General features: G+C 47.2%; 1 protein-coding gene. It reads right to left on the reverse strand.

What is annotated here, in order from left to right:
* Positions 1 to 44 precede the first annotated feature (44 nt).
* A complete protein-coding gene (locus R7H07_RS01390; RefSeq protein ID WP_206958797.1) occupies positions 45 to 18,665 on the reverse strand; it encodes a retention module-containing protein in 18,621 nt (6,206 codons plus the stop codon).
* Between the last annotated feature and the right edge of the window lie 96 nt (positions 18,666 to 18,761).

The following is an 18,761-nucleotide window of genomic DNA, read 5'->3' on the forward strand; positions in this document are numbered from 1 at the left end:
TGGGCGGCTTATCAGAGCCGCCCATTTTTGTGTTATATATAGGTTTATCCGTTATCAATAACACCGTTGTTCAGCAATGACTCTACAATCTCATTGGAGCTGAGACCGTTGAAGTCGATTGAAGTACCTAAGTTTTCCACGACAATAGTCTGTTGAACATTTGCATCCGTCGTAATGTTCAGAGAAACACTTTCCGTCGATGCATCGTAGTCTGCCGAAATGTGACCAAGCAGATCATCCATGTCGATCATTGAGTTATTGAGATCAGAGATAACTTCACGTAAATCGATGCTGTCTTCGTTAACAGTGAAGTCAGTAATGGTATCCACTGCCCCTTCATCAACGGAGTCTACCGTCCACTTGAAGATATCGCTGCCGTCTCCACCCGTTAAGATATCTGAGCCTAAGCCACCGATAAGAACGTCATCGCCATCGCCACCCAGAATAACGTCGTCACCGTCGCCACCAATCAAATTGATACCTGTGTCTCCACCGACTAAATAGCTGTCGTCCACTGCGGTTGACTGGTCAATATCGTCGCTATCACTACTCACATTCAAACTAATTTGGACAGGTGAAGACTGCGCTTCATCGCCATTAGATTCCGTTGATATCGCCGTAAGCGAAATATCGTAAGAACCGACATCAATACCACTGTTAGTATCTGTTGCGACAATTTCTAGCGTATCAATTTCATCGCTTGGTACTGTCCAAGTGGTACCATCGAAGCTAATGCCTGATGGAGAAACGCCACTTGTTACCTCAGCACTAGCTGGTACGCCCGTTAGCTCCAAAGACAGCACCTCGTCAACATCAGTAAGCGCCGCCATGATTCCGACAATCGCTAAACCTTGACTGCTCGCGGTTTGGCTAGCCGCAATTTGACGAATGTAATTAAACTGAGGATTGATACTCAATGTAGGTGCATCAGCTACAGGTGTCACATTGATAGTGAAGTCTTGATTCGCCTCCAATGCGGTACCCGATGCATTTTCGAAGTACACGCCGTTGTCCTCGACTTTCACCGATAAAGTGATTGAAGCTGCGTTGACATCTCCTGCATCCACAAATACACCCTCAGAAGCGTCTGTTGCTCCAAGAACGGAGTTAATATTATCTGGTGTGCCCATTAGGGTTATTTCACCAGCCATCCCCGCCCCAACAGTCACACCACTACCTGCTGGCGGCTCGACACGAAGGTCGCCCTCGGTAACTGTAAGAGTCACGGTCATGCTTTCATTTGCTTGTGCGCCCGCAAAGTCGACGTCACTCACACTAATACCCGTTACTTTCTGGCCATCAGCTTCATTGATCGTATCCGTTACCGACGCTGCAGTGATTTCAGGTGCGTCATTGGTAGCTTCAACATTCAACACTGCTGTGCCCGCGATTGTAATTGGGTCTGGAGCGCCGTTAGTGGTTCCGTCATCTGTGATTTCATAAGTGAAATTAACGTCACCAAAGAAATCTGCTGCGGGTTCAAACGTCCACTCTGTCGCACTCACTTGAGTCAACGTGCCGGAAGTTGGGTCCACTAACGCAACATTATCGACGGTCAAGTTGTCTGACTCAGGATCACTTGCGTTGCTCAGCAACTCAGTAGCCGTAATAGTTACCGAACCACCATCTTCTTCCGTACTACTCAACGTTACCTCTGATGTTACCGGTGCATCGTTCACCTCAGTGACTTCGAAGGTCGCCGTTCCTGACACCGTTTGAGGATCAGAAACACCGTTCGTTGTACCGTTGTCGGTAATGTCGTAGGTCAGATCGACCTTGCCGTTGTAGCCAGGCGCAGGAGTAAATGACCATGTACCTGTTACGTTGTCGAAATCCAATGTGCCGCTGCTTGGGTCAACCAACTGGACATTACTCACCATCAAGGTGTCGTTTTCAATGTCAGAAGCATTCGCTAACAAATCAGCTTGGGTAATTTCAACCGCCGTACTGTCTTCTGCGATATCAGAAAGTACCACTTCAGACGTCGTTGGAGCATCATTGACTTCCGTTACGTTGAACGATGCGCTGCCGTTAACCGATTTAGGATCGAATGCACCACTTGTCGTGCCATCATCTGTAATGGTGTACGTGATTTCAACTGGACCGTTGTAATCTGGTGCTGGGGTAAATTCCCACTCTCCCGTACCACTGTTGAAAGTAATGCTACCCGAATTCGGATCCGTTAACTGAACATTGCTGACCGTGAGGTTATCGTTCTCTACGTCTGTCGCATTCGCAATAAGATCCGCTTCAGAGATGGAGAACACACCACTATCTTCTTTAATATCCGGTAGCGTCACTGGCGTAGTTTCTGGGGTATCATTCACCGCTGTCACTTCAATATTGAAGCTGCTGCTGTTGGTATTTAGGGTGTCATCTACCCCACCAATTACGATACCTTCATTACCTTGGTCATCGACTGTCACGTCCACCTGAACGTCACCAAAGAAGTTCAGGTCTGGATTAAACTCAATCAGACCGTCTGCAATGGCATTGTTTAGATCGGCCACTGTGCCTTTCAGTTCAACGGAGTCCGTACCATCACCGCTCACGGTTAGGTTGTAAGTAGCGATGAGCGTTGGATTAAGCTCCAAGATACCGCTGTCGACGTTCACATTGAGTACGTATTCAGCATTCGGATCATCGAGTACGGCATCAATATCGGTAATGCTGAAACCATCAAGCAGCATTGGCGTATCTTCTGGTGTTTCCACATCCACGGTGTTGACGAACTCTGGACGATCGTTCACTGCTTCAACATCAACAGTGACATCAAACTCCTCTGCGGAGCCCAAGCTTTGACTGCCATCGAGCCCAGTATCAACGGCTTGCACTTTGAAATGCAGCGAACCATCCCATGAGTTATCGTTGCGATCACCAGAATTAAACACCACTTGATCCAAGTCTTGAGCATTGATTTCTAAGACAAAAACGCCGCCGCCTTGGTCAGTAAATACTGTCCCATCAGGTAATGAAACGCTCGCCCCATCAGGGACATTTGAGACCTCAACTCTCAGCGTCTCTGGATCATTTTCCTGGTAGTTTGCACCATCTCCGATGGACTCTTTGTTATCAACCACTAACGCATTTACATTAATAACAATGTCTTCGCCCTCATTACCTGCAGCCGAAGTGTCGGGGTTCACATCAACATCATCACCAATAGGATTGACAATAAGCGTAAAGTTGTTGTTTCGTTCCGTTGGAACTTGTAGCAACTCCTCTTGAATGAAGACCGTAATACCTATCTCAGCCTCGCCACTAAAGTGTTTTGGCGGTTTAATTTGGATGTCACTCAGGTCAATGGACGTCTGAGTGAGATCTTTTAGTTGAATACTCCATTCGCCCCCACCGTTGTTCTTAACAACATAATCAGAGGAATTGGATTTAACGATAAAGTCATCAGGAAGCCCCGTTAACTTGAGTGAAACGAAACTCTCAGAACCGTCATTATCGTTCAGGCTGATCGAAACACCAGAGCCCGATTGATTCAGCGAAATTAAAGTATCTTCGTCACCAATCACCGTGATTGGCTGCGTCGGATCGGCACCTGTAATGGTAATGTCATCAACGACTGGCGTAACTTCAAATGTGACATCGTCAGTGAAGGTTCTCACATCTATATTATCGCCAGAGTTATTCAAGATAGACTGATCAAACACAGCTTCATCAGTAATTTCTCCCTCGATATTAATCTTGACGGTATTTTGGCCACCACCTACGGGGTAATTTTCTTTTGGCTTAAACAGAACATTGTCAAGCGCACCAGCTAAAATCTCAGCTTCATTAAACTCAATACTGGTTCCTAAGCTGTTACCATTGGCATCAACAAACTCACCTAATGTTGTGTCATCAAGCTCTAACTTGATGTTCGTTAGTGTTTCTCGACCACCTTGAGTGTTGTTAAATTGATCGGCAAAATCAACACTCAAGTTAAGTTGGATTAAGCCATCTTCGTAACCAACACCATCCGCCGTGGGAACGTCGTTATTTAGATCAGTCACAGGTTGTTTGTTTGCATCCAAGCCGAAAGTACCGACGATATCTACTCTTACATTTGGTGTGACATCGCTATCCAACGGCTGATCCCCGGCTGAACTCGGAACGTCTGCAACCGGTAAAACCTGAACTGGAAACTGGACATTATTTTCTTTTTCATCACCGGACTCAGTGTCTTTAGTGACAAACCGAATTGGCAATTCGAAATCACCTGCGTAATCTTCTGCCAAGTGCATCGTCAAACCATCAAGGCCAGTAATATTTCCACTCGCATCGATATGGGCTTGGAACACGTATTTACCATTGACAAAATCAACATCCGTCCCCGTGATCACCAAACCAGGAGGAATGCCAGGAGCTGTCGGGTCGACGATAATAGTCAAGACATCCTCCACACCATCTGCATTAATCGCATCGACTTTCGACGTCAACTGAGCACCAAGGTTAATAGAATTGTCTTCCAACGCTTGAATTTGAACATCATCAGCCACCTGAATCTCTGCCGCTACACTCATTTTCGGTGTGAGGACGGTTGGAAACTCTAGTGTCACATCCGTTTGACGCACGACCGTCGCATCTTTTTCGTTGCCCAAATCTTCGCCCAAATCATTCACTTCTGCGTAAATGGTTAAGCCAATTTGAGAGAGACCACCGTTATCGCCATCGTCGCTGTCATCGTTTGGTGTTAAATCAAGTCCAGACGGCGCTTTAATTGAGAAGTTGTCTTCATTAGTTACTGTCCAACGACCTCCACCTTCATTTAGTGCACCGACGATAACCAATTGGTTGAGGATCTCAGGGTCCACATTGTGAAATTGAACAACAAGTTGAGTCACCACTTCATCTGAAGACGCATCAAACTCTTGGTATTTAATGATATGAGCGCCAGATTCGCCCCCCATAGAAGTGTTGATCGTAAAGTCAATGTTACCTTGATCGTCTGACTTCACGATATCGGTAGCACCACCACCACTTTCAGTGACAAGCAGACGGGTTTGGTCGTCTATTGCCCCCGTCTTATCCTCTGGCTCAACGATTGGATTAACTTGGACATTCACCGTACCATTGATGGTTTTCTCAGCGATACCTTCACCGGGATTCGAAGCGTCAACATATTCATGGTCAATCTCTTTCACAGTGACGGTTGTGGTCAAGTCAAAGTCAGTACTTGAATCCTGCTCCAACTGGACTTGAACATAGCCACTTTGAGAGATTCTAGCGGAAAAATCTTGTTCTGATTCACCAGCTTGCGGTGAAAGCGTTAGTGTTCCAGAAACAAGCGTTTGTGCCACACCATCTACATAGACCGTGCTGCCTGGAGGAAATCCAGAGATGGTTACATCACTAAAGAATTCATCGGTATCAGGGCTTTGTACGAGCGTCGGTTTCCAATCGATGTCAAAGCGCGTATCTTCATCTCCCTCCGATCGAACAACGTAGTTATCTTGAGCGTCAATAACGGGTTCGACCTTGATCCTTACCTCTCTTTCAATCACACGACTATGACCATCATTCTCGGTAACAATGATCGTCCCTGTAATCGCAATGTTTTCAGTTGAAGAGGCTTCCGGAATAATTTGAATACCGGAATTAAAATTCAGCCCAGTGATGTTTGCTTCGTAAATCGGTTGACCGTTACCATCATAGCCAACAAAGGTGAGGTCAACGCTTGAACCGTCTGAATCTACGACACGAACACCGTCGGGGATGTTGGACAGGATAACAGTAATGGCTTCTGAATCATCCAGAGGTCTATCGGCAACTTCACCTGATACAACCGAGAAGTTGAGGTTTACAACACCATTCTCTTCAATAGTCGTCTCTATCCCGGCCACATCTCCGTCTACGAATCGGTTCCAAACGTTCCCCGCGTCAATTAATACCGTGTCTGGTATGTCAGCAACACCTTTTACACCAACGATGACAGTCTTACTGCCCAGTGACAACACATCTTCTGTCGTACCGGTAGACAATGATGCTGTGTCTTTCACAATGCCTTCGACATTGAAAGTAAAGTCATCATTGCTGTGCAACGGAGGAAGAACTTCGACGTTCGCTAATTCAGACTCTGGCACTTCGTAATAGAGTACATTGCCGCCTGAGTCGGTCACTTCTACTATCTGACTTGGGTTTGCTGAGTCCAACCACACCAAAGTAACCCCATCAATTGAGAAGTTAGAAATGCGTACAAATAACGCTTCAGAACCATCTAAGTCCGCTGATGGTTTCATGGTGATCACTTCACTTAATTGGAGTGGGTCGTGATCAGTGACAGGGTCTACCGTATTTTGAGTTCGAGCATTATCCTCAAACACATTAATTCGGTTTACAGTAAAACTACCTTTATCCGCAACTGGGTTTACATCAATAATGATGGTTTCGGTTTCTGAGCGAGCGGTATCTTTCCCAAGCAGTGGATTGTTGTTTTCCGTCGTAATAGCGGTGACATCAATTCTGATTTCGCCCGAGAAGTTATCTATCGGATCAACTTGAACTTCATCAATTCGGCTTGCATCCACCAGATAAACACCACTGGATTTTGGTATCGCACTACCATCTGAATAGACTAACTCTGCGTTACCTTCTCCTTGTGTAAAGACAAGCTCGTACACAATGCCTTCAGGGTTACTAGTGTCTTGGGTTTCAGCCGTGATGTTAAGTGCGACATTGTTTCCATCTTCATCAACCGAGTAGTTAAATTCACTGTTTGCCGTCCACGTTGCAATATCTGCAACGGCAGCAACTTCAATGTCTAAACGACCATTAATCGTATGATCTGGCGTACCATTGTTAAGAATTTCCACGCGGATACGAGGATCGATACCAGAAGCATCGGTTGATGTATGACGATCTGGTACGAAGTACAAGTTATCTAGCGAGACAAGCTCACCATTGAATGACTGCTCAACATTTGATGCGTCGAGAACAACCGTATTGCCCACAGATGTTAATTCAATGTAGTTGCCACTGCCGTCTCTGTAGTAGAACGTACCGTTGTGAGTATCAGCATCTCGAATAGTGATGTCACCTAAGCTCTCGTTACGGTCGATATCATGTAAATTGATAACCAAGTCGACTTTCGCAGGGCTAACATCCAGCGTCGACAAGTTGTCCTGAGTATTTGCAGAGTCAACGCCCACAACGACACCATCACGCCCTTGGTCTTCGAACGCAGTAACGGTAGACGTGTCAATTTGCGCATTGCGGTCTCTTATCGAGATATCCACATCGGCATCTGCGATATCGCCATCACCATCGGTTGCCACAACGTTGATGGTGAAATCAATCGAGTCGGTTTCGGTATGGTCAAGATCGTCATTCGGACGGAATGACACACTGCCATCGGTTCGAACAACCAAACGACCGATTTCAGTATCCACTCCGTCAAGAACCTTGTGAACAAATACGACTTGGTCGCTGCCGTTCAAATCGACAGAATCAGAATCAACACCGTTTTGCTTAAAGTAAATGCCTGAATCATCAGCCGAGAATGAAGTCACTTGTGCGCCGTCAGCACCAAGGTCATCATCCCCCTCTACAGGGTCTCGGAATAAACGAACCGTGCGACTGCCTTGTCCCTCAACACGCGAAATAGATGCATCGTGCAAGGTTGGAACATCATCGGTAATCGTCACTGGTAAGTTAATACCTGCCATATCACCATCGACATCGGTCGCAAAGACTGGGAGATCAAGTATGAGTGTATCTTCGCCTTGAGTTGAGTGATCTAGCGCACCCTCAAGCGTAAACTTGTAAGAGCCGTCAGCGTTCAAAACTAGCGTGAACACTGAGTTACCATCAGGTGTTTGACCTTGATAAGTAAAGTTGTTGTTGCTTACCGCGGTTTGAACTAACGTCACCGCAAGACCACCTGAAGTGACTCCTGGTATCGGGTTAGAAGTAAGATCCAGCTGATAAGAGACAACGGTATCTGCCCCTTCCACCGTATCGAAATTGCCCGTTGCTTCTAGGCTGTCTTTGTTGGTTGCCTGAGAGCCGTTGGCAAGGTCATCCTCATCAACCGCCAAAGCATCTGCTGATTTAATTTCGGGAATGTCATCAACTACGGTAATTGGAAGATTCAGTGATGATGACGTGTCACCATCAAAGTCTGTTACTGTAATTGGAATATCAATGACAAGGTTGTTTTCACCTTGAACAGCGTCATGGTCGATTGGTCCCAACAGCTCAAATTGGTAGCTGTCATTATTCGCATCAAGAGACAGCGTGAAGATCTTAGTTGATGTGCCAGTAATAACCGCTTCGTAACTGGTTACTCCACCATTCGTGCCTACTAGATTCAACTCGATGCTGCTGCCGTTCGACGTTAAACCAGACACGACTGCATCGAGGTCTGAAACTTGGTAGCTGACAATCTTGTCTGCACCAGCAACGACCTCAAATCCGCCGTTCAATACCGTAGAATCATTACTTGTCGTGTCAGAGCCACCGGAAAGATCATCTTCATCAACGGTTTGTTGGCTAGAGTCTGTCACTTTCACAATAGCTGGAACATCGTCCACCACGGTGATCGGCAAGGTGATGTTATTGGACACATCGCCATCAAAATCAGTCGCGTTGACTGGGAAGTTGATGACTAACGAGTTTTCATCGTTACCCGCAGGATGATCAAGTGCACCTAATAGTTCAAACTCATAACTGTCAGCTGAGCCATTTAGCGTCAGTTTAAAGACGGTATCCGTCGTACCTTGTACGTAAGCCCGGTACTCAATCACACCATTTGAATTTGAAAACTCAACCAACTCAAGCGGTTGACCACCTGAGGTAAGTCCAGAAACAGGCGACGTTAAGCTATCCAACTGGAAGCTAACGATAGAGTCGGCACCATCAGTAACTTCAAAGTTGCCACCAATGATATTGGATTCTGGCGTGTCGTCCGAACCTTGGCTTGGAATATCATCCTCATCCACAGACAAGGTACTACCAGAGCTAATAGCATCAATGGTTGGTTTGTCATCTACGATCGTAACTGGCAAGGTCGCAGTGATGGTATCGTTGTCGCCATCCGTGATCTTCACAGGTAGATTCAACAAAATCTCATCAGAGTTAACCGCGTGATCTAACTGACCAGATAACTCAAAGTCGTATTTACCATCTTGATGAAGTGTCAACGTGAAGACCGTCACTCCACCCGGAGTTTGTCCCACGTAAACAAGCGCGTCAGCAGTTGAAGCGCCAACGTCTTGAGAAAGTGTTACCTCTTCTCCACCCGATTTCAGGTTCGGAATAGGATTTGAGCTCAGATCCAATTCGAAAGCATCAATACCATCTGCGCTAGTGACTTCGAATTCACCTGATACCGTTAACGGCTCTTTAGTGCCATCAGAACCAAGAGGTAAGTCATCTTCGTCGACACGTAGACTTTCAATATTGGTAACAACTGGAACATCGTCCACAACGGTAATTGGCAATGTGAAGGCTGGTGAAGTATCACCATCATTATCTGTCGCAGTCACAGGGAGGTTAATAACAATCTCGTTTTGCTGATTACCATCTGGATGATCAAGCGGCTTCTGTAAATCGAACTCGTAGGTGTTGTTCGTTGCATCCAACGTCAGTTCGAAAACCACTTCAGCAGGATTGCCAGCGACACCTTGGTATACGTTCACGCCGTTTGCGCTAGAAGACAGAACTAAGGTGATAGCGTCACCATCTGAAGTCAGTGACGCAACTGGCGTGGTCAGGTCACTCAGCTGAATAGAAGCAACTTGGTCAGCACCTTCGGTGATATCAAAAGTACCTGAAATAACAGTATCTTCTGCACTTGCAGCATCCGTACCTGCTGGTAGGTCATCTTCATCAACGGTTTGTTCGCTGCCTGCTAGTAAACCGTCAATGGTCGGAACATCATCCACAACCGTAATTGGTAAGGTGATGTTGTTCGACACGTCTCCATCAAAGTCAGTCGCGTTTATCGGTAAATTGATGACCAGTTCATTTTGGCCATCAGCATTTGGATGATCGAGAAGAGCGAGCAAATCGAACGTGTAGCTGTCATCAGAGGCATCGAGGGTTACACGGAATACTGGTGTCGTCGTGCCATCAATACGAGCTTCGTAAACTGAAACACCACCTGCGTTTGATACTTCAACCATAACCAGTGATTGACCACCAGAGGTCAGGCCTTGTACTGGCGTCGTTAGGTCAGAAACGCTGTACTCGACAATGCCATCAGAACCATCAGTCACGATGAAGTTACCGGCAATGCTGTTCGACTGTGTACCATCAGATCCGACTGTTGGGATATCATCCTCATCAACCGTTTGCACACTTGTTGCTTCGATTCCACCAAGTATCGGCTTGTCATCAACGATCTTGACAGGAATTGTCTCAGCAGAGGTATCGCCATCAAAGTCTGTTGCGATGATTGGGAAGTTCAGTGTCAACTCATCACTATCTACTGCGTGGTCGATTGGACCTTCAAGCGTGAAGTTGTAACTACCATCAGTATTCACTATCAGAGTAAAGACCGCTTCAGTACCCGCTGTCGCCTCGTAAGTAAAGCTGCCATCACCGTTTGCGGTTTCCGTCAGTGTGACTGCCACGCCTTGTGATGTAAGGCCAGCCACTGGTGTTGCTGAAGCATCAAGCTGATAGCTCACTACTCGGTCAGAGCCTTGTGTGGTGGTGAAGTTGCCATCGATTGAAATCGGGCCAGTCTGATCCGAACCAATCGTGCCTAAGTCATCTTCGTCAACGGTAATCGCATCGACATCGGTAATGGTCGGCTTATCATCCACAATGGTGACTGGGATCGTTTCTGTGGTGGTATCACCATCAAAATCCGTTGCGATGATTGGGAAGTTCAGTGTCAGCTCATCACTACCCGTCGCATGGTCGATTGGACCTTGCAGCGTAAAGTTGTATGAACCATCCGTATTCACGGTCAGCGTAAATACTGCTTCAGTTCCTGCTGTCGCTTCATAAGTGTAGCTACCATCACCGTTTGCAGTTTCAGTCAGGGTCACTGCCACACCTTGTGATGTTAGGCCATCAACTGGCGTTGCAGCCGCATCCAATTGGTAGCTTACTACCCCATCAGAGCCTTGCGTTGTAGTGAAGTTGCCATCGATTGAAATTGGATCTGCGCCGTCAGAGCCAATCGTCGCTAAGTCATCTTCATCCACACGGATCGCGTCTACGTCAGTGATGGTTGGTTTATCGTCAACGATGGTAACAGGCAGTGTTTCTTTCGACGTATCGCCATCAAAGTCTGTTGCGATAATCGGGAAGTCGATTTGCAGGCTGTCGCTATTCACCGCATGGTCTAGTGGACCCTGCAGAGTAAAGGTGTAGCTGCCGTCTGGCTTCACCACCAATTCAAATACGTCATTGCCATTTGCTGTGGCAGTGTAAGTAAAGCTGCCATCACCATTTGCTGTCTCTGCAAGCACGACAGGCTCACCATGAGAGGTCAACCCTGCTACTGGATCTGCCGTTGCATCAAGCTGGTATTTAACAACGCTGTCTGAGCCTTCAGTTGTGCTGAAAGACCCCGACATAAACGCATCATCGTTTTGGTCTGAGCCAATTGTAGCGAGATCATCTTCGTCTACTGTCAGTGGAACAACGTTATTAATGGTTGGAACGTCATCAGTAATCGTGACTGGAATGGTCGCGGTCGTCGTATCGCCATCAAAGTCTGTTGCAATGATTGGGAAGTTCAGTACTAGCTCATCGCTGTTTAACGCGTGATCGATTGGCCCTTCCAGACGGAAGTCATATGTACCGTCAGCATTCACATTCATGGTGAAGACAGGATTGCCATCCGCGGTAGCCACGTAAGTAAAGCTGCCATCGGCATTCGCAGTCTCCACCAAAGTAATAGGCTCACCTTGAGAAGTTAAACCTGAAACAGGATCAGCCGTTGAATCAAGTTGGTAGCTCACCACACGGTCTGAACCTTGAGTGGTCGTAAACGCGCCTTCAACAAACACAGCGTCAGTTTGGTCTGAGCCAATGCCTGATAAATCATCTTCGTCTACAGTCAGAGGCACGACATTATCAATGATTGGTGCATCATCCGTAATCGTGACTGGAATGGTTGCCGAAGTCGTATCACCATCAAAATCGGTGGCAATAATTGGGAAATCAATCGTCAGGCTATCGCTGTTGGCGGCATGATCAATCGGGCCTTGCAGCGTAAAGTCGTACGTACCATCTGTTGCGACATTCAACGTGAAGACTGGATTACCGTCAGCGGTCGCAACATAGGTAAAGCTGCCGTCGCCATTCGCGGTTTCCACCAAGGTAATCGCCTCACCTTGAGAGGTTAGCCCCGCAACAGGATCAGCGGTTGAATCCAGTTGATAGCTCACCACTCGGTCAGAGCCTTGTGTGGTAGTAAACGCGCCTTCAACGAACAGATCGCCGCCAGGGTCGGAACCCACACCGGTAAGGTCATCTTCATCGACACTTAACGCATCCACCGCTGTGATGGTCGGTACATCATCAACAATCGTAACTGGAATGGTTTCAGTAACGGTGTCGCCATCAAAGTCGGTTGCGATAATTGGGAAGTTGAGTGTCAGTTCGTCACTATCAACCGCGTGATCAATTGGCCCTTCAAGTGTGAAGTTGTAAGAGCCATCAGTATCTACTGTCAGAGTAAATACTGGATTGCCACCCGCAGTCGCTTCATAAGTGAAACTACCATCACCATTTGCGGTTTCTATCAGTGTGACAGCCACGCCTTGCGACGTTAAACCGTCAACCGGTGTTGATGTGCCATCGAGTTGGTAGCTCACCACTCGGTCTGAACCTTGTGTGGTGGTGAAGTTACCATCAATAGAAATCGGATTGCTTTGGTCTGAGCCAATTGACGCTAGATCATCTTCATCAACCGTGATTGCGTCGACGTCAGTAATCACTGGCTTATCGTCCACGATCGTCACAGGGATAGTGGCATTTGTGGTGTCGCCATCAAAGTCTGTTGCGATGATTGGGAAGTTGAGTGTCAGCTCATCGCTATCTACCGCGTGGTCGATTGGCCCTTCAAGCGTGAAGTTATAAGAGCCATCAGTGTTCACTGTCAGCGTAAAGACCGACTCAGTGCCTGCTGTTGCTTGGTAGGTAAAGCTGCCATCAGCGTTTGCGGTTTCAGTTAGCGTGACTGCCACGCCTTGTGATGTGAGTCCAGCCACTGGTGTTGCTGAAGCATCAAGCTGATAGCTCACTACTCGGTCAGAGCCTTGTGTGGTGGTGAAGTTGCCATCGATTGAAATCGGGCCAGTCTGATCTGAACCAATCGTACCTAAGTCATCTTCATCAACGGCAATCACATCAACATCGGTAATGGTCGGCTTATCATCCACGATGGTGACTGGGATCGTTTCTGTGGTGGTATCACCATCAAAATCCGTCGCGATGATTGGGAAGTTCAGCGTCAGCTCATCACTACCCGTCGCATGGTCGATTGGACCTTGCAGCGTAAAGTTGTATGAGCCATCCGTATTAACGGTCAGCGTGAAGACAGCATCGGTTCCCGCAGATGCTTCATAGGTGTAGCTACCATCACCGTTTGCAGTTTCAGTCAGCGTCACTGCCACACCTTGTGATGTTAGACCGTCAACTGGCGTTGCAGCAGTATCTAATTGGTAGCTTACTACCCCATCAGAGCCTTGCGTTGTAGTGAAGTTACCATCGATTGAAATTGGATCTGAGCCGTCAGAGCCAATCGTCGCTAAGTCATCTTCATCCACACGGATTGCGTCTACGTCAGTGATGGTTGGTTTATCATCAACGATGGTGACAGGCAATGTTTCTGTTGAGGTATCGCCATCAAAATCTGTTGCGATAATCGGGAAATCGATTTGCAGACTGTCGCTATTCATTGCATGGTCTAGTGGGCCTTGCAGAGTAAAGGTGTAGCTGCCGTCTGACTTCACTACCAATTCAAATACGGCATTGCCATCTGCTGTGGCTGTGTAAGTAAAACTGCCGTCGCCGTTAGCAGTTTCAGCAAGCACGACAGGCTCACCATGAGAGGTCAATCCTGCTACTGGATCTGCGGTTGAATCAAGCTGGTATTTAACAACGCGGTCCGAGCCTTCAGTTGTGCTGAAAGAGCCCGACATAAACGCATCATCGTTTTGGTCTGAGCCAATTGAGGCGAGATCATCTTCGTCCACCGTGAGTGGAACAACGTTGTCGATAGTTGGAACGTCATCAGTAATCGTGACGGGAATGGTCGCGGTCGTCGTATCGCCGTCAAAGTCTGTTGCAATGATTGGGAAGTTCAGTACTAATTCATCGCTGTTTAACGCGTGATCGACCGGCCCTTCCAGACGGAAATTGTATGTGCCATCAGCATTCACGTTCATGGTGAAAACCGGATTGCCATCCGCGGTAGCCACGTAAGTAAAGCTGCCATCAGCATTCGCAGTCTCTACCAGAGTAACTGGCTCACCTTGGGAGGTTAGCCCCGAAACAGGATCAGAAGTTGAATCAAGTTGGTAGCTCACCACACGGTCTGAACCTTGGGTAGTGGTGAACGCGCCTTCAACAAACACAGCGTCAGTTTGGTCTGAGCCAATACCTGATAAATCATCTTCGTCTACAGCCAGAGGCAAAACATTATCGATGATTGGTGCATCATCCGTAATCGTGACTGGAATGGTTGCCGAAGTCGTATCACCATCAAAATCGGTGGCAATAATTGGGAAATCAATCGTCAGGCTGTCACTGTTAGCTGCATGGTCAATCGGGCCTTGCAGCGTAAAATCGTAAGTGCCATCTGTTGCTACGTTTAACGTGAATACCGGATTGCCGTCTGCGGTCGCCACATAAGTAAAGCTGCCATCACCGTTGGCGGTTTCCACCAAGGTAATCGCCTCACCTTGAGACGTTAGCCCCGCAACAGGATCAGCCGTTGAATCCAGTTGATAGCTCACCACTCGGTCAGAGCCTTGAATAGTGGTAAACGCGCCTTCAACGAACACAGCGTCAGTTTGGTCTGAGCCCACGCCGCTAAGGTCATCTTCATCGACACTCAACGCATCCACCGCTGTGATGGTCGGTACATCATCAACAATCGTGACTGGAATGGTTTCAGTAACGGTGTCGCCATCGAAGTCGGTTGCGATAATTGGGAAGTTGAGTGTCAGCTCATCACTATCCACCGCGTGATCAATTGGCCCTTCTAGCGTGAAGTTGTAAGAGCCATCAGTATCTACTGTCAGAGTAAATACTGGGTTGCCACCCGCAGTCGCTTCATAAGTGAAACTACCATCACCATTTGCGGTTTCTATCAGTGTGACAGCCACGCCTTGCGATGTTAAACCGTCCACTGGTGTTGCTGAAGCATCGAGTTGGTAGCTCACCACTCGGTCAGAGCCTTGTGTGGTAGTAAAGTTGCCATCAATAGAAATTGGATTGCTTTGGTCTGAGCCAATTGACGCTAGATCATCTTCATCAACCGTAATGGTGTCGACGTCGGTAATAACAGGCTTATCGTCCACGATTGTCACTGGGATAGTGGCATTTGTGGTGTCGCCATCAAAGTCTGTTGCGATGATTGGGAAGTTGAGTGTCAGCTCATCGCTATCTACCGCGTGGTCGATTGGACCTTCAAGCGTGAAGTTATAGCTACCATCAGTATTCACCGTCAGCGTAAAGACCGCTTCACTACCCGCTGTCGCCTCGTAAGTAAAGCTGCCATCAGCGTTTGCGGTTTCAGTCAGCGTAACTGCCACGCCTTGTGATGTAAGGCCGTCAACTGGTGTTGCAGAAGCATCAAGCTGATAACTTACCACTCGGTCAGAGCCTTGTGTGGTGGTGAAGCTACCATCAATAGAAATCGGGTCAGTCTGGTCCGAACCAATCGTGCCTAAATCATCTTCATCAACAGTAATCGCATCAACATCAGTAATAGTTGGCTTATCATCCACGATGGTAACAGGCAATACGATTTGGCTTGTGTCACCATCGAAGTCTGTAGCAATAACGCTAAAATCAAGGGTTAAGCTGTCGCTATTTGCCGCATGGTCAATTGGACCTTGCAGCTCAAAACTGTACGAGCCGTCGGTATTCAAAATTAATGTGAAAACTGCACTGCCATTTGCCGTTGCGCTGTAGGTGTAACTGCCATCTGCATTTTGCGTTTCGGCAATGGAAACGGTTTGACCTTGAGATTGCAGGCCATTTAAAGAATCAGCGTTTACATCCAACTGATACTGTACGACGCCATCAGAACCTTGAGTTGTCGTAAACTGACCTTCGACCAGCGTTGACTGTGATTGGTCAGAGCCTACCAAACTTAAGTCATCTTCATCGACGGTAAGAGCGACAACGTCATTAATGGTTGGCACATCATCGGCAATGGTTACCGGTAGAACAAGTGAACTGGTGTCACCGTCAAAGTCCGTTGCGACAATAGTGAAGTCTAGAGTTAAGCTATCGCTACCCACAGCATGATCGATTGGACCTTCAAGGGTAAATGAATAAGAACCGTCAGGGTTCACTTGTAAGGTGAAGATAGCGTCCCCTTCTGCCGTTGCAGAATAGGTAAAGCTGCCATCTAAGTTAGTTGTTTCCGTCAGAGAGATAGATCGACCCTGTGATTCCAACCCATTGAGTGGATCAGTGCCGCTCTCTAATTGATAACTTACAACACGGTCTGAGCCCTGAGTCGTCGTGAAGCTGCCTTGCGCGAGCACAGAATCGCTTTGATCGGAGCCGATGCTTGATAAATCGTCTTCATCGACGGCTAGTGCCTTAACGCCATCAATCGAAGGAACGTCATCTTGAACTTGAATGACAATTTGCGCTGCTTCTGGTGTGTTCGAACCGTCGGTAATCGAGGAACGGTCACCATCCGCATCTACCGCGTAAACTGGCAGTGAGAAAGTAAGCGAGTCATCGTTAGCACCCGTATGGTCAAGTTGTTCATACAAGTTGAATTGGTATTCGCCCAATGCAGGTGCATCAATCGCCACATCAAATACGGTAATACGCACACCATCCAGCTCAATGAAGCCTTCGTAAGTACGTACGCCGTTACTCTCGGACGCTAGTTCTAGTTGAACAACCTGCCCTTGAGATTGGAGTTCTCCACCAACATTAAACTCTGTAGGTTCCAATTCATAGTGATCAATGATGTCACTACCGACCGCTGTCGTGATCGCCCCAGTACCACTTGTTACTGCCGCGCCTTCCTGTGAACCTTGGTCAACCCCCGCCTCGTCTAAAGACAATCCCGTCACATTCTCAATCACTGGATTATCGCCATCGAGGATGGTCATCGTAAAGGTGTTGCTTGCCGTATCTTGGTCGAAATCGACGATTGTGGTTGGCAAAGAGAGCTCAATCGTATCTTCACCGTTTGTTTGTTCTAACGGCTTAAATTGCTCAAATTGGTAGGTACCATCAGTATTCAAACTGATGGTTAAGACGGTTTCATTCGAGCCCGCAATGGACAAGGTGATAGTACTGCCGTCTTCAGAGAGTACCGCTTCTGTCGCCTGATTATCACTCAGTAGGCCATCGAACTGACTAAGTCCTTCTTGATTAAACGTGACCGTTGCCAATTGATCACTACCAATATCAACAAAAGTGCCAGTAATTGGTGTAGAAGAAGATTCAACGTTTTCAAAAGTAACGTTCTGCGGCGCAGGATCATCGCCATCAATAACGGTTGTCGTAAAATCGATAGGCGCTTGAATGCTATTACCACCAATATCTGCGCCAGTAATATCAAAAGCAATATTGATTTGATCACCGACGATCGATACTTGGCCATCAGCAACAGACGCAACATGGTCAATACCCTGGCTAATCGTGGTAACGACCTCTAACTCTAAATCACGACCTAAAGATGTCGCTTCGATCTCGATACGAAGCACTTCGTTACCTTCTTGAGTACCGATAATGGCATTTTGCGCTTCGTCATAAACGAACGCCACTGGCTGACCACCAGAGGTAATATCACTGTTAAGCTCAGTCAACAAAGACTCTAAAGAAGACGTTTCGGGTACAAATGAAGCAGTATCAAGTGCGAGATCCCCTGCTTCAACCAGCACACTAGACGAAATGGTTTGCGGGTAGCTTGATAGAGAAATTGAGCCTTCTGTTACGCTAGATTGCAGTGACTGCCCACCATCAGCAAAAATCGTGACATTCAAACCGTCATCTTCGTCGCGATCATCTTCTCCGCTGCGAGTCGCAGACGTTTCAAAAAAAGTAGAAGCGAGTACTTCCGGGTTATTATATTCAACCGTCACGTAGCCAGCATTAGCCGAGCCTTCAGCACCTGCGCCAGCAGCTGTTGCTTCTAAGATAGCGGTAGGGTCAGCTCCGTCTAAAATAGCTTGCTGGATAGCGGCAATATCGTTGGCGTCGAAGTCAGCACTTCCAATAGCCGTTGGGTCAAAAGTCACCAAGCCATTAACTGGAGATTGTACCAATACTGGTTCTAACGGTTCAGAAGAAGGCACAGGAAGACAAGCAACACAATTTGCATCGACCAGATAAAGCTCATTATTTATCTGTACGTCGAGAGAAGCATTATTTTCTGTGATAATAATCTCGCCAGGTCTTAACTCATCCCCCGCTTTTATGACCTTAACGTTTCCATCCAGGCCCAAAACCAAAACTTCACCTTTGACAGCATTTACAATCGCGCTCTGCGGTACCGTGTGCGTACTCATCTGACCTCCGCTAATGGCTTACGTTTCCCATTAACCTTTTTAGATAATTTCTTATTAATTTAGTGCGGCATACTGCACACCTTTATACGATTAAAC

Source organism: Vibrio sp. Vb1127 (assembly GCF_033338735.1).
GTDB classification, from domain to species: Bacteria; Pseudomonadota; Gammaproteobacteria; order Enterobacterales; family Vibrionaceae; genus Vibrio; species Vibrio alginolyticus.

What these genes read in the sequence shown, in the direction of transcription:
- R7H07_RS01390 (WP_206958797.1), bottom strand. Translation starts at nt 18,665, where the DNA reads ATGAGTACGCACACGGTACCGCAGAGCGCGATTGTAAATGCTGTCAAA.